The organism is Aromatoleum sp. (assembly GCF_032027225.1).
GTDB lineage: Bacteria > Pseudomonadota > Gammaproteobacteria > Burkholderiales > Rhodocyclaceae > Aromatoleum.
Window position 1 is genome coordinate 16,538 of the sequence record NZ_JAVSMM010000012.1, and the last position, 18,828, is coordinate 35,365.

The 18,828-nt window shown below is 65.5% G+C and carries 16 protein-coding genes and 1 tRNA gene; 8 read left to right on the forward strand and 9 right to left on the reverse strand.

Annotated elements, in window-relative coordinates; translation table 11 throughout:
* Positions 1 to 78: 78 nt before the first annotated feature.
* A tRNA-Leu gene (locus tag ROZ37_RS13670) sits at positions 79 to 165 on the reverse strand.
* 47 nt (positions 166 to 212) lie between these two features.
* Between ROZ37_RS13670 and queA the strand changes: the two genes are divergently transcribed.
* From queA to ROZ37_RS13700, 6 genes are all read left to right on the forward strand, one after another.
* Complete coding sequence (queA, locus tag ROZ37_RS13675) at positions 213 to 1,250, forward strand: tRNA preQ1(34) S-adenosylmethionine ribosyltransferase-isomerase QueA (protein ID WP_312660077.1); 1,038 nt, start codon at positions 213 to 215, stop codon at positions 1,248 to 1,250.
* Positions 1,240 to 2,352, forward strand: a complete 1,113-nt coding sequence (gene tgt, locus ROZ37_RS13680; protein WP_312660079.1) for a tRNA guanosine(34) transglycosylase Tgt — start codon at positions 1,240 to 1,242, stop codon at positions 2,350 to 2,352. The genes queA and tgt overlap by 11 nt, the downstream gene beginning before the upstream one ends.
* Positions 2,353 to 2,442: 90 nt before the next feature.
* Complete coding sequence (gene yajC, locus ROZ37_RS13685; RefSeq protein ID WP_312660080.1) at positions 2,443 to 2,769, forward strand: preprotein translocase subunit YajC; 327 nt, start codon at positions 2,443 to 2,445, stop codon at positions 2,767 to 2,769.
* Positions 2,770 to 2,847: 78 nt separating this feature from the next.
* Positions 2,848 to 4,707, forward strand: coding sequence for a protein translocase subunit SecD (gene secD, locus ROZ37_RS13690; protein ID WP_312660082.1), 1,860 nt, complete (start codon positions 2,848 to 2,850; stop codon positions 4,705 to 4,707).
* Between the two features lie 62 nt (positions 4,708 to 4,769).
* Positions 4,770 to 5,702 carry a protein translocase subunit SecF gene (secF, locus tag ROZ37_RS13695; RefSeq protein ID WP_312660083.1) on the forward strand — a complete coding sequence of 311 codons (933 nt, stop codon included), beginning with the start codon at positions 4,770 to 4,772 and terminating at the stop codon, positions 5,700 to 5,702.
* Positions 5,703 to 5,714: 12 nt separating this feature from the next.
* Positions 5,715 to 6,335: a MarC family protein gene (locus tag ROZ37_RS13700; protein WP_312660084.1), complete on the forward strand. Its 621-nt coding sequence runs from the start codon at positions 5,715 to 5,717 to the stop codon at positions 6,333 to 6,335.
* A 56-nt stretch (positions 6,336 to 6,391) separates the two neighbouring features.
* Here the strand turns inward: ROZ37_RS13700 and ROZ37_RS13705 are convergent, their stop codons facing one another.
* The 4 genes from ROZ37_RS13705 to purB all read right to left on the reverse strand — a co-directional run bounded on the left by ROZ37_RS13705 (position 6,392) and on the right by purB (position 9,818).
* Positions 6,392 to 6,868, reverse strand: a complete 477-nt coding sequence (locus ROZ37_RS13705; protein WP_312660087.1) for a hypothetical protein — start codon at positions 6,866 to 6,868, stop codon at positions 6,392 to 6,394.
* Positions 6,869 to 6,984: 116 nt separating this feature from the next.
* On the reverse strand, positions 6,985 to 7,479 hold the full coding sequence (locus ROZ37_RS13710) for a hypothetical protein (protein WP_312660089.1): 495 nt from the start codon (positions 7,477 to 7,479) through the stop codon (positions 6,985 to 6,987).
* Between the two features lie 590 nt (positions 7,480 to 8,069).
* Positions 8,070 to 8,387, reverse strand: a complete 318-nt coding sequence (locus ROZ37_RS13715; RefSeq protein WP_312660092.1) for a DUF2322 family protein — start codon at positions 8,385 to 8,387, stop codon at positions 8,070 to 8,072.
* A 63-nt stretch (positions 8,388 to 8,450) separates the two neighbouring features.
* Complete coding sequence (gene purB, locus ROZ37_RS13720; protein ID WP_312660094.1) at positions 8,451 to 9,818, reverse strand: adenylosuccinate lyase; 1,368 nt, start codon at positions 9,816 to 9,818, stop codon at positions 8,451 to 8,453.
* A gap of 127 nt (positions 9,819 to 9,945) precedes the next feature.
* Between purB and apaG the strand changes: the two genes are divergently transcribed.
* Entirely contained in the window at positions 9,946 to 10,329 is a 384-nt protein-coding gene (gene apaG / locus ROZ37_RS13725; RefSeq protein WP_312660095.1) for a Co2+/Mg2+ efflux protein ApaG, read from the forward strand.
* 6 nt (positions 10,330 to 10,335) lie between these two features.
* On the opposite strand, the gene ROZ37_RS13730 is transcribed toward apaG, so the two are convergent.
* Positions 10,336 to 11,988, reverse strand: a complete 1,653-nt coding sequence (locus tag ROZ37_RS13730; protein ID WP_312660097.1) for a PAS domain S-box protein — start codon at positions 11,986 to 11,988, stop codon at positions 10,336 to 10,338.
* A gap of 157 nt (positions 11,989 to 12,145) precedes the next feature.
* On the opposite strand from ROZ37_RS13730, the gene ROZ37_RS13735 reads away from it, so the two are divergent.
* Positions 12,146 to 12,790, forward strand: coding sequence for a response regulator (locus ROZ37_RS13735; protein WP_312660099.1), 645 nt, complete (start codon positions 12,146 to 12,148; stop codon positions 12,788 to 12,790).
* Between the two features lie 213 nt (positions 12,791 to 13,003).
* Here ROZ37_RS13735 and argJ read toward each other — a convergent pair whose 3' ends face one another.
* The 3 genes from argJ to secA all read right to left on the reverse strand — a co-directional run bounded on the left by argJ (position 13,004) and on the right by secA (position 18,671).
* Entirely contained in the window at positions 13,004 to 14,242 is a 1,239-nt protein-coding gene (gene argJ / locus ROZ37_RS13740; protein WP_312660100.1) for a bifunctional glutamate N-acetyltransferase/amino-acid acetyltransferase ArgJ, read from the reverse strand.
* A gap of 87 nt (positions 14,243 to 14,329) precedes the next feature.
* Positions 14,330 to 15,859 carry an HDOD domain-containing protein gene (locus tag ROZ37_RS13745; protein WP_312660101.1) on the reverse strand — a complete coding sequence of 510 codons (1,530 nt, stop codon included), beginning with the start codon at positions 15,857 to 15,859 and terminating at the stop codon, positions 14,330 to 14,332.
* Between the two features lie 88 nt (positions 15,860 to 15,947).
* Entirely contained in the window at positions 15,948 to 18,671 is a 2,724-nt protein-coding gene (gene secA / locus ROZ37_RS13750) for a preprotein translocase subunit SecA (protein WP_312660103.1), read from the reverse strand.
* Positions 18,672 to 18,828: the final 157 nt, after the last annotated feature.

Here is an 18,828-nt window from a genome sequence, read left to right on the forward strand (position 1 = left end):
CAATGCCGCCACGATCTCGACAGCACGCGAACTCTGATAGAATCCGCGGCTTTATCGCGCGTTCAGGCTCTTCCTGACTGGTGCCGGGAGAGGGACTCGAACCCTCACAGTGTCACCACCGGCGGATTTTGAGTCCGCTGCGTCTACCGATTCCGCCATCCCGGCTGGGAAGCGCCGCATTATCCACGAATATCCCCGCACGCAGCAAGCGCATGTCTTTGACTCTCGACGATTTCGATTACCCGCTCCCGCCCGAACTGATCGCGCAGGCCCCGCTACCCGAGCGATGCGGCAGCCGCCTCCTCGTGGTGGATGGCGACGAACTGGATGACCGCCGCTTTTCCGATCTGCCCGATCTCGTACGACCCGGCGACCTTCTCGTTTTCAACGACACCCGCGTCATCCACGCGCGGCTCTACGGCGAAAAGGAAACCGGCGGCCGCGTCGAGGTCCTCATCGAGCGCGCGGTCGGCCCGCACGAAGCGCTCGCGCAGGTTCGAGCGAGCAAGTCGCCGCGCAGCGGCGCGCGACTGCACCTCGCCGACGCGTTCGACGTCACGGTGCTCGGCCGTGTCGGCGAATTTTTCCACCTGCGCTTCCCCGATTCCGACAATCTTCTCGACCTCCTCGAACGGCACGGCAAGCTGCCGCTGCCGCCGTACATCGAGCGAGCCGCCGATACGCACGACGAGTCGCGCTACCAGACGGTGTACGCGCGCGAGCCGGGATCGGTCGCCGCCCCCACCGCCGGCCTGCACTTCGACCAGAGGATGCTCGCGGAGCTGGCGAAGAAAGGGGTGCGCGGAGCGTGGCTGACGCTGCACGTCGGCGCCGGTACATTCCAGCCGGTCCGCGTCAACGATCTCGGCGAGCACCGCATGCACCGCGAGCGCTTCGTGATTCCCAAGGAGACGGTCGATGCGATCGCCGCGACGCGCGCCGCCGGGGGCCGCGTGATCGCGGTCGGCACGACGAGCCTGCGCGCGTTGGAAGGCGCGGCCCAGGACGGCGCACTGGAAGCGGGCGCAGGTGAAACGGAACTCTTCATCCTGCCGGGCTACCGCTTCCAGGTCGTCGACGCGCTGATCACGAACTTCCATCTGCCGAAGTCGACGCTGCTGATGCTGGTGTCGGCATTCGCCGGCACCGAAACGACGCGCCGCGCCTACGCTCATGCGATCGCCCATTCCTACCGCTTCTTCAGCTACGGTGATGCGATGTTCGTCACCCAACGTCACGATGCAATTTGACCTGATCACCCGGGACGAGCACGCGCGGCGCGGCCGCCTGACCCTCGCGCACGGCACCGTCGAAACGCCGGCCTTCATGCCGGTCGGCACTTACGGCACCGTGAAGGCGATGACGCCGGCAGCGCTGGCGGACGTCGGCGCGCAGATCTGCCTCGGCAACACCTTCCACCTGTGGCTGCGGCCGGGGCTCGACGTCATCGCTGCGCACGGCGGCCTGCACGACTTCATGGGCTGGGACAAACCGATCCTCACCGACTCGGGTGGATTCCAGGTGTTCAGCCTCGGGGCATTGCGCAAGATCACCGAGGAAGGCGTGAAGTTCGCGTCCCCGGTCGACGGCGCGAAACTTTTTCTGACGCCGGAAGAGTCGATGCGGATCCAGACCGTGCTGAACTCCGACGTCGTGATGATCTTCGACGAGTGCACGCCCCACCCCGCGACGCACGACGAGGCGGCGCAGTCGATGCAACTCAGTCTGCGCTGGGCGCGGCGCTCGCGCGACGAATTCGACCGCCTCGGCAATCCGAACGCGCTGTTCGGCATCGTCCAGGGCGGCATGTTCGAGGACCTGCGGGACGATTCACTGGCGGCGCTCGCCGGAATCGGCTTCTCCGGCTATGCGATCGGCGGCCTCTCCGTCGGAGAGCCGAAGGAAGACATGGCCCGCATCCTCGCGCACACGACCCCGCGGCTGCCCGCGGGCAAACCACGCTACCTGATGGGTGTCGGCACACCGGAAGACATCGTGGCCGGCGTCGCCGCCGGCATCGACATGTTCGACTGCGTGATGCCGACCCGCAACGCGAGGAACGGCTGGCTGTTCACGCGCTTCGGCGACATCAAGATCAAGAACGCGAGCCATAGACAGGACACGCGCCCGCTCGACCCGTCGTGCGACTGCTATACATGCCGCAACTTCAGCCGGTCGTATCTGCACCACCTGCACCGCGCCGGCGAAATCCTCGGCAGCATGCTCAACACGATTCACAATCTGCGCTACTACCAGACGCTGACCGCGGAACTGCGGGCGGCGATCGACGCGGGCGAATTCGCGCAATATGTCACGCGTTTCGCCGCCGAACGTGCGACCGGCACGGCCTGACCCCCGGACCCGTGCCCTTTTTCCATGCGCCGAGCGCGACTTTTGCTGCTGCTATAATCGGCCGCCTTATGCAACCAACCGGAGTTTGACGTGTTCATTTCCAACGCTTACGCCCAGACCGCAGCCGGGTCCGACCCGACCGGCGGCCTGATGGGCATGCTGCCGCTGATCCTGATGTTCATCGTCCTGTGGTTCCTGATGATCCGCCCGCAGATGAAGCGCGCAAAGGAACACAAAGCGATGGTTGCGGCGATCGCGAAGGGTGACGAAGTCGTCACGCAAGGCGGTATCGCCGGGCGCGTGACGCAGATCGGCGAGAACTACCTGCACGTCGAAGTCGCCGACAACGTCAACATCGTCGTTCAAGCCCAGGCCGTCGCAACCGTGCTCCCGAAGGGCACGCTGAAAACGCTCTGAGACCGGGGTGCGCGGCTGGAGGCCCCGCCTCCACCGCGAGCGTCCTGCCGCACTCCCACTTTTCACCCCGCGCGAGTCATGAACCGCTATCCGCTCTGGAAGAACATCCTCATCGGTCTGGTCCTGTTGTTTGGCCTGATCTACACCCTTCCCAATTTTTACGGCGAAGTGCCCGCGGTCCAGATTTCGAGCGGCAAGGCAACCGTGAAGCTCGATCAGGCGCTGACCAGCACCGTCGAACAGGCGCTCGCAGCGGAAAAGGTTCCGTATTCCGGGCTCTTCGTCGACCAGAACAGCATCCGGGTGCGCTTCGAGTCGCCCGATGCGCAATTGCGCGCGAAGGACGTCGTCGAGAAACGACTCAACCCCGATCCCTCAGACCCCTCCTACATCGTCGCGCTGAACCTGCTGCCGGCCTCACCAGCGTGGCTCACCGCGATCCACGCGCTGCCGATGTACCTCGGCCTCGACCTTCGCGGCGGCGTGCATTTCCTGCTCGAAGTCGACATGCCGGGTGCCATCACGAAGCGCCTCGACTCGACCTCCGGCGACTTGCGCACGCTGTTGCGTGACAAGGACGTGCGCCACTCCGGCATCACGCGCGAAGGCAACACCGTGCAGTTGCGCTTCCGCGATGCGGCGCAGCGCGAGGCCGCACGCAGCGCGATTGCAGCGAGCACGAGTGACCTCCAGCTCACGGACCGCAACGACGGGGCCGAAGACCTGAAGCTGATCGCGACGCTGACGCCGGTCGCACAGCAGCGCATCCGCGACTTCGCGATCAAACAGAACATCACCACGCTGCACAACCGCATCAACGAACTCGGCGTTGCCGAGCCGGTGATCCAGCAGCAGGGCCTCGACCGCATCGTCGTGCAGTTGCCCGGAGTCCAGGACGTCGCGAAAGCCAAGGACATCCTCGGCCGGACTGCGACGCTCGAAGTGCGGATGGTCGACGACACCCCCGGCGCACTCGAAGCGGCCCTCGCTGGCAATGTGCCGTTCGGCACCGAGCTCTACACCGAGCGCGGCGGCTCTCCTCTGCTCGTGCGCTCGCAAGTCGTCCTGACCGGCGACCGCCTCACCGACGCACAACCCGGCTTCGACGGTCAGACCAACGAACCGGCCGTTCACCTGACGCTCGACGCCGCCGGCAGCCGGATTTTCCGCGACGTGACGCGGGAGAACGTCGGCAAGCGCATGGCGATCCTGCTGATCGAGAAAGGAAAGGGCGAAGTCGTCACGGCGCCGGTGATCCGCAGCGAGATCGGCGGCGGCCGCGTGCAGATTTCGGGCCGGATGACGACCGCCGAGGCGAACGACGTCGCCTTGCTGCTGCGCGCCGGCAGCCTCGCCGCGCCGATGGAGATCATCGAGGAAAGGACCGTCGGGCCGAGCCTCGGCGCCGACAACATCGCCAAAGGCTTCAACTCGACGCTGTGGGGCTTCATCGCGATCGCGATCTTCATGATCGCGTATTACGCGCTGTTCGGCCTCGTGTCGGTGATCGCGCTCGCGGCGAACCTGCTCCTGCTCGTCGCGCTGCTGTCGCTGATGCAGGCGACGCTGACCTTGCCCGGCATCGCCGCGATGGCGCTGACGCTCGGCATGGCGATCGACGCGAACGTGCTGATCAACGAGCGCATCCGCGAAGAGCTGCGCGCCGGCATGACGCCGCAAGCGGCAATTCACGCGGGCTACGAGCGGGCGTTCGACACCATTCTCGACTCGAACATCACGACGCTGATCGCCGGCATCGCGCTGCTCGTCTTCGGTTCGGGACCGGTGCGCGGCTTCGCCGTCGTGCATTGCCTCGGCATCCTCACGTCGATGTTCAGCGCGATCCTGATCTCCCGGATGCTCGTGAACTTCATCTATGGCCGCCGACGCAAGGTCACTTCGCTGTCGATCGGGCAGATCTGGAAGCCGGGCAACTGAACGACCACGAACGCACACGGCAGCGCCGCGCGCTGCCGCTCACGCAACAAAAGGCCTGAGACATGGAATTTTTCCGCATCAAGCGCGACATCCCGTTCATGCGACACGCGCTGACGTTCAACGTCATCTCGATCATCACCTTCCTGCTCGCGGTGTTCTTTCTCGCAACACGCGGCCTGCACCTGTCGGTGGAATTCACCGGCGGCACGCTCGTCGAGGTCACGTACTCGGAAGCGCCGCAGCTCGAGCCGATCCGCAACGCGCTTGCCGACAGCGGCTATCCCGACGCGCAGGTGCAGAACTTCGGCAGCGCCCGCGACGTGTTGATCCGCCTGCCGAACCGCGAAGGGCTCGACTCCGCGCGCGTGTCGGAGCAGACGATGGCGACCTTGCAGGCCGTCGCCGGCCCCACGCCCGAATTGCGGCGCGTCGAGTTCGTCGGCCCGCAGGTCGGCAAGGAGCTCGCGAGCGACGGCGCGATGGCCCTGCTGCTGGTGATCTTCGGCATCGTCGTCTACCTCGCGCTGCGCTTCGAATGGCGTTTCGCGGTGTCGGCGATCATCGCCAACCTTCACGACGTCGTCATCATTCTCGGCTTCTTCGCGTTCTTCCAGTGGGAGTTTTCGCTGCCGGTGCTCGCGGCGGTCCTCGCGGTGCTCGGCTACTCGGTGAACGAATCGGTCGTCGTGTTCGACCGCGTGCGCGAAACTTTCCGCAAGCGCCGCAACATGACGACGCCCGAAGTCCTGAACCACGCGATCACGTCGACGATTTCGCGGACCGTGATCACGCACGGCAGCACGCAGATGATGGTGCTCGCGATGCTGCTGTTCGGCGGCGCGACGTTGCACTACTTCGCGATGGCGTTGACGATCGGCATCCTGTTCGGCATCTACTCGTCGGTGCTTGTCGCGAGCCCGCTGGTGATGTGGCTCGGCGTCTCGCGCGAGCAGTTCGTCAAGCCGAAAAAGGAAAAGGAAGAGGCGGTCGTCTGACGCCTGACGGCGATGAACGAGTTCCTGCAGGCCTTCGTCAGCCTGCTCGCGATCACGAATCCGATCGTCGCCGCACCGCTATTCCTCGGCATCGTCGCGGGCCTGCCGCTCGACGGCAAGCGCCGCGCCGCCCGCCATGCGGGCCTCGCCGTGTTCGCGATCCTCGCCGGCGCCGCCCTCGGCGGACGCTACGTCCTCGAACTGTTCGGCATCTCGCTCGACGCCTTTCGCACCGCCGGCGGCCTTGTCATCATCCTCGTCGGGCTCGAGATGCTGCGCGGCAGCCCGAGCATGATTCAGCAGGACGCCGCGTCCCCCGAGGATCCGCGCGATCGGGTCTTCGTCCCGTTCGCGATGCCGCTCGTCGCCGGGCCCGGCGCGATCACGACAGCGATCACGCTGTCGGTGACCTACCCGTCGCGCCTCTACCTCCCGGTGATCGCCCTGATCGCCGCGGCCGGCTCGGCGCTAGTGCTGTGGGCGACGCTGCATCTCGCGCTGTCCCGCCAGCGTCTCGTGACACCGCGCGTCGAACGGATCGTCACGCGCTTCATGGGGCTGATCCTCGTCGCGATCGGATTCCAGATCGGCATGCTCGGCATCCGCGATTTCTTCGGATCGGGCGGCGCCTAGTCACCGGCGCCGCACGCGAGGCCCAGGTCGAAAACCGGCCTCGCGTGCGGCGATCCTCAGAGCCCGGATTCGAGCGCCGTCCAGCCGGGGTGGTCGAAATGTTGGCTGTAATGGTCCAGCGCGCTGACGATGCGATCGGCGCCCTTGCTCCGTCCGCCGACATTCATCCTGCCCGCCACACCGTCGACGCCGTCCCAGAGTTCCGCCAGGAGATCGTGCAATACGGCGTCCGCCTCGGGCTCCAGGTCGCAGTTGCTCGCGATATAAGCAACCTGCGCCTCCACCGCCTTGCCCAGATCACTGTACTGGCGGTAGCGGAAGTCACCTGCCCGAATCGCCGGCAGGTTCTGCTCCACGATGTCACGGATACTCAGCATCCCTTGCTGCAGCGCCGGATCGGTCTGCCATTTTTCGGTCGAAGCGACGTTCCGATCGTGACCGTTTTCGGGTAGCGCGCCTTCCGCGCTGCCGGCGATCCCCACGAGGACGGTGGCACAAGCGGCAAGCAATTGCTTTGCGGTTGTTGCATTCATTTCCCAAACTCCTCCTGCTCCGAATAAAACGAGTGCGCGCCCCGGTCCGGGTTCTTGTCGATGCCGCTCGGGAGGCGACCTATAAAGCCGCGACTGCAAGGCGATGACGCCCTCTCTTACCTTGCGGAAACCGCGATGGATTCGTTAAGTGGCTGCCAACCGGAATGGTCGAACAGATCGCCGTAAAGGTTCAGCGCCTGCACGACCTTAAGGAGCCCCATGCGTCGCGCGTCGGCATGCCCGCCCTGCATCATCAGCGTTGCGCCATCGGCCATTTCGGCAAGGACCATATGGAGATGACGCCCGGACGTTTCCCGGGTCGCGCAACACGCGATCATCTCGCCGACGCGCGCTTCGATGACCCGCCCCAATTCCCCGAGGCGTTCTCCCGAAATACTGCCGATTGCCCGGCCGGCCACCCCCGCGTCGACGGTCGAGCGCAAGTCCCCCATTCCGCGACGCACCGTCGCATCGACCCGCCACGGCTCCCCGGTATCCTGCTGCTGGACCGCCGCCTCGTAGGGCGGCGCGTCCCGCACTGCGGCGGTGGCTGAGGTTGTTGCGATCGAGACCGCGGCCGCGACGGCGAGGGCAAGGACGTTCGAATTCATGACGGGCTCCTGACGGTGGGTTCGGAGTCGCACACTACGCCGCCATATCTGAACGCCGAATGAATGGGTTTCGACGCATTGACGTGCTGCCGGCCCGACCTCCGGGGAGCCCGTGAGGATCGATGCGGCGCGTACAGCCGCCAGGGCTCTGCTGGACGCGAGAGGGTCCGAATCGAGTGAGGAGTCGATCGCGTCGAATGAAGATCATCGCGCGAGAGGACGGGTGTGCCCGCTTTGGCGCTATCCGGCGGAACGACCTACAGATTCCGCCAGGAGCGGAGCGATGATGCGCCGGAGCTGGCGTTCATCGGCGACCGATGCGGAGGCAGGCGCAGGAGGCGCGTGCGCACTCGCCCTCCCGCGGACCCGCCCAGCGGAAAGCGAGCGTTGCAGCTTCGGGCTCGAACCGACACCGCCCTGTCGGCGCCCGCGAAATATGCCGGGCAGCAAGGAAACCCGCGCGGCCGCTCGCAGCTCTCGTTTCGGATGCGGATGGGGCTTTCGTGAATCGCCACCCCCACCGAGCGGGATGCGCTGTGCTTTCCGGTCGGCGGGGAGATGCGACAGGCGGGACGGACGCAGCCTCGCCTCTAGACTTCGAACACCTGCTTCACGCGCAGCGTTTCGCGGCGTTCGATGAGGCCGATCAAGCGGTCGATGTTCGGGTGCCTGCCCGGATTCGCCCGCGCATCGTCGGCATGCTCGGCGAACAGCTCCAACCCCTTCTTCGCCGCCTCGGGTCCGATCGCGCCGTACAGCTGCGCGAGGTGGTTATAAACGGCGAGTGAACCGGCCTGCCCCGGTTTGTTCTCGATCGACGCGACGATCGCGTCGTTCGCGTCGAGCAGATTCAGCGCTGCCAGATGCGACACTTTCGGCAGCTGCTTGAGATTGTCGGCGAATGCCATTTTCCTCGTTCCCTCAAACTCGGAAGGCCGCGCCGCGGCGGCGTTCCAGCACAACATTACGCGTCAGATCCGTCTCGCGAGTTCGGCGGCCTTGCCGACATAGCTCGCCGGGGTCATCGCGAGCAGACGTTCGCGGTCAGCTTCCGGAATCGCCAGCGTCCTGATGAAATCCTGCAGCGCGTCGCGCGTGATGCCTTTGCCGCGCGTCATCGCCTTCAGCTGCTCGTACGGATTTTCGATCCCGAAGCGGCGCATCACCGTCTGCACCGGCTCGGCAAGCACTTCCCACGCCGCTTCGAGATCGCCGGCAACCCGGGCCGGGTCGGCTTCGAGCTTGTTCAGCCCGCGCAAGCAGGAGTCGAGCGCGATCACGGTGTGCCCGAAGCCGACGCCCATGTTGCGCAGGACCGTGGAGTCGGTGAGATCGCGCTGCATCCGCGAGATCGGCAGCTTGTCGGAAAAATGCCGCAGCACACCGTTCGCGATCCCGAGGTTGCCTTCGGCATTCTCGAAGTCGATCGGATTGACCTTGTGCGGCATCGTCGACGAGCCGACTTCGCCTTCCTTCAGTTTCTGCTTGAAGTAGCCGAAGGAGATGTACATCCAGATGTCGCGGCAGGCGTCAATCAAGATCGTGTTCGTCCGTGCGATCGCGTCGAACAGCTCGGCCATCGCGTCGTGCGGCTCGATCTGGATCGTGTACGGGTTGAATTCGAGGCCGAGCGACTCGATGAACGCGCGGTTGAAACCTTCCCAGTCGAAAGCCGGCCACGCGGACAGGTGGGCGTTGTAGTTGCCGACGGCCCCGTTGAATTTCGCGGTCAGCGAGACCTGCGCGATCGCACCGCGGGCACGAACGAGTCGCGCGGCGATGTTCGCCATCTCCTTGCCGAGCGTCGTCGGGCTCGCCGGCTGGCCGTGGGTGCGCGACAGCATCGGCAGGTCGGCGAGCTGGTACGCGAGCTCGCGAAAGCGCGCGATGACCGCGTCGAGCGCGGGCAGCAGCACCGCGTCACGCCCCTCGCGCAGCATCAGTGCATGGGACGTGTTGTTGATGTCTTCGGACGTGCAGGCGAAATGGATGAACTCGGACACCTTCGTCACTTCCGCGTTGTGCCCGAGCCGCTCCTTGAGCCAGTACTCCATCGCCTTGACGTCGTGATTCGTCGTCGCCTCGATCGCCTTCACCGCATCGCTGTCGGCCGGGGAAAATTCCGCAACGACGGCGTCGAGTTCGGCGACGGTCGCGGCCGAGAACGGCGCGATCTCGGCGAGCCCCGGTTCGGCCGCGAGCGCCTTCAGCCAGGCGACTTCCACTCTGACGCGATTGCGAATCAGGCCGTGCTCGGAAAAATGATCGCGCAGTCCCGCTACTTTGCCGTGATAGCGGCCGTCGAGGGGGGAAAGAGCCATGAGGGACGAAACGGACATAACGGATTTTCCGGCAAAAGTGCTATTTTACCTCTCCGGGCCATCCGCCGAGCGTCGGCCGGTCCATTCGACAAGCTGACGGTCTGCGCCGATGAAGCAGGACCTCAACCCGCGTCAGAGAGAACTCATGACTGAATCGGAAAAATACCGCATCAAGGTCGAGGCCACCGCCGAGTTCGTTGCCGGACAGTCGGCTCCCGAAGACGACCGCTACGTCTTCGCGTATCACATCACGATCACGAACGTCGGCACCGTGGCTGCCCAATTGATCAGCCGTCACTGGGTCATCACCGACGGCACCGGCAAGACGCAGGAAGTCCGCGGGCTGGGCGTGATCGGCGAACAACCCACGCTCGCTCCGGGCCAGCAGTTCACCTATTCGAGCGGCTCGGTGATCGAAACGCCGGTCGGGACGATGCACGGCACCTATGAAATGGCGGCCGACGATGGACATCGCTTCGAAGCCGAGATTCCCGCGTTCATGCTCGCGATGCCGCGGGTCCTGCACTGAGGACGGTCAGGCCACGCGGAAGTCGGCTGCGGCGCGCGCACCGCACGCCGAGGCCGCGCCCTCGTCCATTTCCCGCGTGCCCGCGTCCACTTCCCTGACCAGGATCGATGCCGGGAGCAGCACGCGTATCTCGCAGCCCGTCGCCGGAGCCGACACGACGCGAACATGCCCCAGGTAGAGATGCGCGACGCTGTGCACGACCGACAGCCCGATCCCCGTCCCCTGGCCGACTTCCTTCGTCGTGAAAAACGGCTCGAAAAGCCGAGCGCGCAGTTCCGGAGGGATTCCCGGTCCGTCGTCCCGCACCGAGATCGCGAGCCAGTCGCCCGAGAACTCGCAACCACACGAATCGCAGACCGCATGCGTCTTCATCGATTCGCGACGGGCCGAAAGGCGGACCGTACCGGCGCCGTTGATCGCATCCCTCGCGTTGACGAGAAGATTCATAAGAAGCTGATGGACGTGGCCGGGGTCGACGGATAACGACGGCAGCGCCGGATCGATGTCCGTGACAAGCGCGACCGTATCGGGCAGCGTCGCACGCAACAGGCCGGCGACTTCGCGGGCAAGGGCGTCGAGACGCGTCGCTCGGGCGGAACAAGATCCCGTCTGCCTGAAACCGGGCAACTGCTGGATGAGCGCTCGCGCGCGCTGTCCGGCAGTGCGGATTTCATCGAGGTGGCGCGCGACCTCGGGCAGACGCCCATCGGCCCTGATCTGGTTTTCCGCGAGTTGCGTATAACCGAGGATGGCCGCAAGGATGTTGTTGAAGTCGTGTGCGATCCCGCTCGTCAGCGTGCTGACGAGTTCGGTCCGCTCGAGCCGGGCGACGCGCTCGAACAACTCGTGGCGTCGCCGTTCGTCTTCGCGCAACTGTGTGATGTCCTCCTTCACGGCGACGAAATGACGCACGACCCCGTCCTCATCCCGCACCGGCGACACCGACACGGTCTCGCGAATCAGACGCCCATCGCGGCTGCGGTTGGATAGTTCGCCACGCCACGTTCCGCCGGCGAGGATCGTGCTCCATAGCGCTGCATAGACCTCGGCCGGCGTTTCGCCGGACTTGAAGATTCTCGGCGAGGCGCCGATGAGCTCCCCCTCCGCATATCCGTACGCCGCGCAACAGGCGGGGTTCACGTACTCGATGCAGCCGTGGCGGTCGGTAATGATGACGGCACTTCCGGACTGCGCGATCGCCTCGGCGAGAGTCCGGCCGCGGGCTTCCGTCGCCCGCAGCGCGGACTCCGCGTGCTTCATTCCCGTGATGTCGGCAAAGGTCGTGACGACCGCCGCCATCCGGCCCGTTGCGTCCCGCATAGGCTGGCTGTTGACGAGAACCCACACCGGCTCCCGGTCGTCTTGCACGACGCCCATGACGATCTTGCGCTGCGGTTGCCCGGAACGGAGCGTGACGAGCGCCGGATGCAGGTCAGCCGGAAAGGGCGACCCGTCCTCGCGCAGATAGCTCAACGGCAGACTCTGGATATCATGTTGCTGCAGCACTTCGCGCGACAGGCCGAGAATGCGATGAGCCGCCGAGTTGGATGCAAGAACCCTTCCCTCTCCGTCGCGCGCGATCACACCCTCGAGCATCGCGTCGAATAGCGGCTCGAGTCCGTCCCGGACTCCTGCCTGATGCAAGAATGGAAAGTTCACCAAGACATCTCCCTGCCAATTATTTGCTCCTGTCATTATATCCCGCACGCCGCCGCGGGCCGCTCCGCGAACGCATTCGTTATATGTCATTGGCGTAACTCCATAGACATCAAAAGCCGCTACAATCCGCGCCATTTCCGTCGAACTCGAACTCCATATGCATTCCTGGGCGCTGAACGGATCGGTCTGCATCGTCGATGACGACGTTCATATGCGGGCCTTTCTGCTTGAAGTGTTCACGAGCCTCGGCTTGAGAGTGCACGAATTCGCGTCGGGGGACCTGCTGGTCCGACACTGGAAGCCGGACGGGCCGACTTGCGTCCTCCTTGACGTGCGGATGCCCGCGGTGTCCGGCCCGGAAGTCCACGAGTGGTTGCGGAGGGTTCACGCGGACATCCCGGTGATCTTCCTGACCGGCTTCGCAGACGTCCCGACCGCAGTTCGCGCGATGCGTCTCGGCGCGTTCGACTTTCTCGAAAAGCCGTTCAACGTCCAGCACCTGATCGAGCGCACTCGCGACGCCTTGCGGGCCTGTTCCCAGTGTCGTGTCCAGCGTCGATCGCCCGATGGCGGCGCGGCCGTCCGCGTCGCGAGCCTCACGCCGCGAGAGCGCAACGTGCTCGACGGGATCGTCGCCGGCAAGCGCACCAAGACGATCGCCGCGGAACTCGGAATCAGCGAGCGCACGGTCGAAACCCACCGGGCAAGCATCATGCACAAGACGGGAAAGCGCTCGATCGCCGAACTCGTCGCGCTGGCGCTTTCAGCGGGCCGCGTAGAAAGTCGCGGCGCGTCTCGGTAGTTCTATCCGGGTTCCCGACAATATGCAGCGCTCGCAGGCATCATCGAACCCGATGGAGCGACAACATTCCAGCACGTGACGGAGATGGGGCCGCCGATCTACCGAAAGCCGGACTGACCGACTGGGCGGTCCCGCCGCCGCGCGAGTAAGGCCGATCGCCCCGGCTCCCGTCGTCGACACGTCGGCGCCCCGGGGCGAGTCGCGGGAACCGTGCTAGCTGCGGTAGTCCGCGTTGATCTTCACGTAGTCGTACGAGAAATCGCAGGTCCAGACGATGGCGCCGGCCTGGCCGCGCGCGAGATCGACGCGGATCGTGATTTCGGACTCCTTCATCACGCGCGCGCCGTCCTCCTCGCGATAGGTTGCGGCGCGGCCGCCGCGTTCGGCGACCAGCACCTCTTCGTTCGCGGCGCCGAGCCACACGCGCAGTCGGTCGACATCGAGATCGGTGATGCCGGCATAGCCGATCGCTGCGAGGATCCGGCCGAGGTTGGGGTCGGATGCAAAGAATGCCGTCTTGACGAGCGGAGATTGCCCGATCGCGTAGGCCACCTTGCGGCATTCGTCGCGATCGACACCGCCTTCGACGACGATCGTGATGAACTTCGTCGCGCCCTCGCCGTCGCGCACGATCGCCTGTGCGAGCCGGATCGACACGTCGATGACGGCTTCGCGCAGCGTGTGGAAGTCGGCGCCGAGCGGATCGGCGATTTCATCGTTGCCGGCCTGTCCGGTCGCGATGACGATGAATGAATCGTTCGTCGAGGTATCGCCGTCGATCGTGATGCTGTTGAACGACACCTCGGAGGCCTCTTTGGCGAGCGAATCGAGCAGCGGCTGGGCGACCGATGCGTCGCACGCGAGAAAGCCGAGCATCGTCGCCATGTTCGGCTTGATCATGCCGGCGCCCTTGCTGATACCGGTCAAGGTCACGGTGCGTCCGCCAATCTGGATCTGGCGCGACACGGCCTTCGGCGCCGTGTCGGTCGTCATGATTGCGTGCGCGGCGTCGAACCAGCCGTCCGCCCGCAGGTCCCCCTGCGCCGCCGGCAGTCCGGCGACGAGCCGATCGACCGGCAGCGGCTCGAGGATCACACCGGTCGAGAACGGCAGCACCTGCTCGGGCGCGATACCGAGGAGGCGGCCGGCCTCGACGCAGGTCGCATGCGCGTTCGCTAGACCCTGCTCACCGGTGCCCGCGTTGGCAACACCGGTATTGATCACGAGTGCCTGGATCCTGCCGCCCGGAAGGTGCTGCTTGCACAGCTGCACGGGTGCCGCGCAGAAACGGTTGAGCGTGAAGACGCCGGCGGCACGGCTGCCGGCCGCGAGCTCGATCAGCGTGAGGTCGCGGCGGTTCGCTTTCCGGATTCCGGCTTCGGCGACTCCGAGGCGGACACCCGGGACCGGCAGAAGGTCGGCAGGCTGCAGGACGGGCAGGTTGACGGGCACGGCAGTTCTCCATGTTCTGGTCGAGGTTTCGCGGAAGCCTCGGGTTGTGATGTCGATTCGCGGGGCCGCCGAACGAACGGCGGCGTCTTACTGGGTTTGTCGCGCCGAGGCCGCCGCGGTCACCGCGAGCGAAACCTGCTGCGCGAACAATTGGAAGGCTTCGAAGGTTTCGTCATCGAGACCGCGGGCGGGGTTCAGCCGGTCGGCGTAGAACATACCTATTGCGCGTCCCTGGACCTGGATCGGCGCGATGCAGGCAAGGGTCGTGTTCGTGACGAGCTGCAATCGATCGACGCGCAACACGGGAGGCGTTTGCCCCGCACCGAGGCGCAGCGCCCGAGGATTGCGAAAGAACTCGTTGAACAAGTCGCCTGGCGTATCGTCGAGCGAAAAGATGAAGCGCTGGCGCAGCCCCTCGGCTCCCGCGCCGAGCGCGGTCTTGCCGATCAGCTGCAAACGGTTGCGCGACAACAGCGCGAACAGGACCCGGTCGAAGCCGACGCCACGGTAAATGCCTTCGAGGACGAGGTTCAGGATCTCGTTGAGGTTCGCCCCCGCGGCGATTCGGCCGGAAATTTCGCGCAGGATCCTCAGCTGCAGATGCGGATCGGGCGTCAAGGCGTCGTCGACCGCGACCGGCTCTTCAGCCGCGATTCGCCCGGCCTGCGGGATACGGTGCGCGACCTCGGGTGCCCCGAAATAGCTGACGATCCGCGCGGCCTCCATGCCGTTCTCGGCGAGCGTCTCGCGCAACGCCTCCGGTGCCACGCCGGCGAACGAAGCCATTTCCTCGATCAGCTTGCGCGTTCCCGGCGCATCCCAACCGCTCTCGACTTCGACCGCCAGCCGCTGGCCGAAGACGATCGCCTGCTCCGGCCCGCCGCGGCCGCCGCCTTCGACGACCGACAGCAGCAAGGGCCCGAGCTTCCACTCGCGCGCGAGGCCCGCGGTGAGCTGCCGCAGACGAAAGCCGAGCACGCTCATCTGCGCCTCGTCCGACGTCTGGCCGCCCGCTTTGAGAACCTCGTCGAGACACTGCGCGACGGTGCCGCCGAAACACCAGAACGCCATGTCGCCGACCCGCGACAGCAGCGCGGCGATGAACACCTCCTCGCTGCGCCCGTCCCGGCGCATGCTGGCAAGCGACCGGGCCTGAACGGCAGCGTGAAAGCCGCGTGCCATCTCCTCGATCACCCGCTTGCGCACGCCTCCCGCGAGCAGCGCATCGACGAGCCGGATCGCGACCGCGATTTCGACGACGACGTTGAATCCGAGCACCACGATCGCCCGGCTGATCGTGCTTACCGTCTGGCGCGACGGGTTGTACAGCGCGCTGTTCGCGAGCTTGAGCACTTTCGCGGTCATCGCCGCGTCCTGCAGGATCACTTGCGCGAGATGGTTCGTCGACGCCTTCTCGTCGTCAGCCACCGAATGGATCAGTGCGACGGTCGCACCGAGCGCGGGCATTTCCTGCTCGCGGATGTGGGTGACCCAGTGGGCGAGCGTCCGCTTCTCGCGCCGCCCCGACGGCAGAGTCTCCTCCGGGATGCCGAGCGAGAGTTCCGGGTAAAGCGCCGGACCCGGCTTGGGCGGAACCGCGTCAGCGCCTCTCGCCATGCTCGAACCCGCAACTGTAGGCTCGGCGAGCAGCGCCGTGTCGGCGATCAGCGCGCTCGCGCCGCCCCACTGCGTTCACCATGGCCGATCAGCTCAGCTTGCCGTGGCAATGCTTGTACTTCTTGCCCGATCCGCAGGGACACGGGTCATTGCGACCGACTTTCGGGCCGGCCTGTACGGGCGCGGCAACCGCGGCCGCGTCGCCGCCTCCCCCGAGCGCCTCGTCATAGTCCGCGTGGTGGTACTGCACGTTGTCGAGTTCGGGCGGCGTCTCGGCTTCTTCGAGTTGCGACTCGGTGCGCACCTGAACCGTCATCAGCAGTTTCGAGACATCGGCCCTTACCGTATCCAGCAAGGTTTCGAAGAGCTCGAACGCTTCGCGCTTGTATTCCTGCTTCGGGTTCTTTTGCGCGTAGCCGCGCAGATGGATGCCCTGCCGCAGGTGGTCGAGGGCGGCGAGATGCTCGCGCCAGTGCGTATCGAGGCTCTGCAGCATCACGTTGCGCTCGAACTGATGCCACGCGGCCAGATCGACCTGCGCCACCTTTGTCGAGTACGCCTCTTCGCCGGCATCGAGAATCCGCTTGAGGATCGTCTCGTCGTCGAGATTGGGCTCCTCCTTGATCCAGCGGCCAACGGGCACGCGGAGCTGGAACTCCGCGGCCAGCACCTGTTCGAGCGCGGTGACCTCCCACTGCTCCTCGACGGTGTCGGCCGGGACGTGGATCCGGAAGGTGTCGTGCAACACGCCCTGGCGCATCGCGCGGATCGTCTCGGAGATGTCGTCGGTCGCAAGCAGCTCGTTGCGCTGCTGGTAAATCACCTTGCGCTGGTCGTTCGCGACGTCGTCGTACTCGAGAAGTTGCTTGCGGATGTCGAAGTTGCGCTGCTCCACCTTGCGCTGCGCCGATTCGAGCGAACGCGTCACCATCGCGTGCTCGATGGCCTCGCCTTCGGGCATCTTCAGCCGCACCATGATCGCGTTCAACCGCTCGCCGGCGAAGATCTTCATCAGCGGGTCTTCGAGCGACAGGTAGAAACGCGAACTCCCCGGGTCACCCTGACGACCGGCGCGGCCGCGCAGCTGGTTGTCGATGCGGCGCGACTCGTGCCGTTCGGTGCCGATGATGTGCAGACCACCCGCGGCGAGCACCTGGTCATGCACCTTCTTCCAGTCGTCGCGCATGGTCGCGATGCGCGACTCCTTCTGCTCGTCGCTGAGCGAGGCATCGGCCCGCACGGCCGCGATCTGCCGTTCGATGCTGCCACCGAGCACGATGTCGGTGCCTCGGCCGGCCATGTTCGTCGCGATCGTGATGACGCCGGGCCGCCCGGCCTGCGCGACGATCTCGGCTTCATGCTCGTGCTGTTTCGCGTTCAGCACCTGGTGCGGCAGCTTGACCCGGTTCAGTTCGCCGGACATGAACTCGTTGATCTCGATCGAAGTCGTGCCGACGAGCACCGGCTGGCCGCGCTCCACGCAGCCGCGGATGTCGGCGATCACCGCGTCCCACTTCTCGTTCGCGGTGCGATAGACCTTGTCGTTCTCGTCCTTGCGGACCATCGGCCGATTGGTCGGCACGACGACGGTTTCAAGGCCGTAGATCGAGTGGAACTCGAACGCTTCGGTGTCGGCCGTCCCCGTCATGCCGGCGAGCTTGCCGTACATGCGGAAGTAATTCTGGAAGGTGATCGACGCCAGCGTCTGGTTCTCCGCCTGGATGCGCACGCCTTCCTTCGCTTCGACCGCCTGGTGCAGGCCGTCGGACCAGCGGCGCCCGGCCATCAGACGGCCGGTGAATTCGTCGACGATCACGACTTCGTTGTTCTGCACGACGTAATGCTGGTCGCGGTGATACAGCGCGTGCGCGCGCAGCGCGGCGTACAGGTGATGCACCAGCAGGATGTTGCCCGGGTCGTAAAGGCTCGTGCCCTCGGCGAGCAGGCCCATGCGGGTCAGGATCTGCTCGGCGTTCTCGTGCCCCTGTTCGGTCAGCAGCACCTGGCGCGCCTTCAGGTCGAGCGTGTAGTCCCCGGGCTTCGTGACGTCGTCGCCCTCGCCTTCCTGCAGCGTGAGCATCGGCGGGACCTGGTTCAGCTTGAGGTAGAGATCGGTGTGATCTTCGGCCTGGCCGGAGATGATCAGCGGCGTGCGCGCCTCGTCGATCAGGATCGAGTCCACCTCGTCGACGATCGCGAAGTTCAGCCCGCGCTGCACCCGCTCGCCGACCGAATACACCATGTTGTCGCGCAGATAATCGAAGCCGAACTCGTTGTTCGTGCCGTACGTGATATCCGCCGCGTACGCCGCCTGCTTCTCCCCGTGCGCCATCCGCGAGAGGTTGCAGCCGGTGGTCAGGCCGAGGAATCCGAAAATTCGGCCCATCCAGTCGGCATCGCGGCTCGCGAGGTAGTCGTTCACGGTGATCACGTGGACGCCCTTGCCGGTGAGCGCGTTGAGGTACGCGGGCAGCGTCGCGACGAGCGTCTTGCCTTCGCCCGTCCGCATCTCGGAAATCTTGCCGTTGTGCAGCACCATGCCGCCGATCAGCTGTACGTCGAAATGCCGCATCCCGTGCACGCGCTTGCCGGCCTCGCGCACGACCGCGAAGGCCTCCGGCAGCAGGCTGTCGAGCGACTCGCCATCCGCCACGCGCTGTCTGAACTCCACGGTTTTCGCCTGCAGGGCCTCGTCGGAAAGCGCGGAGATTTCCGGCTCGAGCGCGTTGATTGCGCGGACGGTCTGCGAATACTGGCGAACCAGGCGGTCATTGCGACTGCCGAAGATTTTCTTGAGAAGGCCGGAGATCATGAGGTGTCGGTGGGTCGATTCGGCAAAGGCAGCAGTTTAGCATGGGGGTCGTATCCGGGCCGGTTGCGGACGGGGCGGGACGTCAGGCGGCATGTGCGTCATGAACGCTTGCGCCGCTGCCGTGCGGTCCCTACCATCGCCGGCGATACGGACATTT

Excerpts from the sequence above, each read along its gene's own strand:
- ROZ37_RS13700 (WP_312660084.1), top strand. The coding sequence starts at position 5,715 with ATGAACGAGTTCCTGCAGGCCTTCGTCAGCCTGCTCGCGATCACGAAT.
- secA (WP_312660103.1), bottom strand. The coding sequence starts at position 18,671 with ATGATCTCCGGCCTTCTCAAGAAAATCTTCGGCAGTCGCAATGACCGC.
- queA (WP_312660077.1), top strand. The coding sequence starts at position 213 with ATGTCTTTGACTCTCGACGATTTCGATTACCCGCTCCCGCCCGAACTG.
- apaG (WP_312660095.1), top strand. The coding sequence starts at position 9,946 with ATGACTGAATCGGAAAAATACCGCATCAAGGTCGAGGCCACCGCCGAG.
- ROZ37_RS13735 (WP_312660099.1), top strand. The coding sequence starts at position 12,146 with ATGCATTCCTGGGCGCTGAACGGATCGGTCTGCATCGTCGATGACGAC.
- secF (WP_312660083.1), top strand. The coding sequence starts at position 4,770 with ATGGAATTTTTCCGCATCAAGCGCGACATCCCGTTCATGCGACACGCG.
- purB (WP_312660094.1), bottom strand. The coding sequence starts at position 9,818 with ATGTCCGTTTCGTCCCTCATGGCTCTTTCCCCCCTCGACGGCCGCTAT.
- ROZ37_RS13715 (WP_312660092.1), bottom strand. The coding sequence starts at position 8,387 with ATGGCATTCGCCGACAATCTCAAGCAGCTGCCGAAAGTGTCGCATCTG.
- ROZ37_RS13745 (WP_312660101.1), bottom strand. The coding sequence starts at position 15,859 with ATGGCGAGAGGCGCTGACGCGGTTCCGCCCAAGCCGGGTCCGGCGCTT.
- secD (WP_312660082.1), top strand. The coding sequence starts at position 2,848 with ATGAACCGCTATCCGCTCTGGAAGAACATCCTCATCGGTCTGGTCCTG.
- tgt (WP_312660079.1), top strand. The coding sequence starts at position 1,240 with ATGCAATTTGACCTGATCACCCGGGACGAGCACGCGCGGCGCGGCCGC.
- ROZ37_RS13710 (WP_312660089.1), bottom strand. The coding sequence starts at position 7,479 with ATGAATTCGAACGTCCTTGCCCTCGCCGTCGCGGCCGCGGTCTCGATC.
- ROZ37_RS13705 (WP_312660087.1), bottom strand. The coding sequence starts at position 6,868 with ATGAATGCAACAACCGCAAAGCAATTGCTTGCCGCTTGTGCCACCGTC.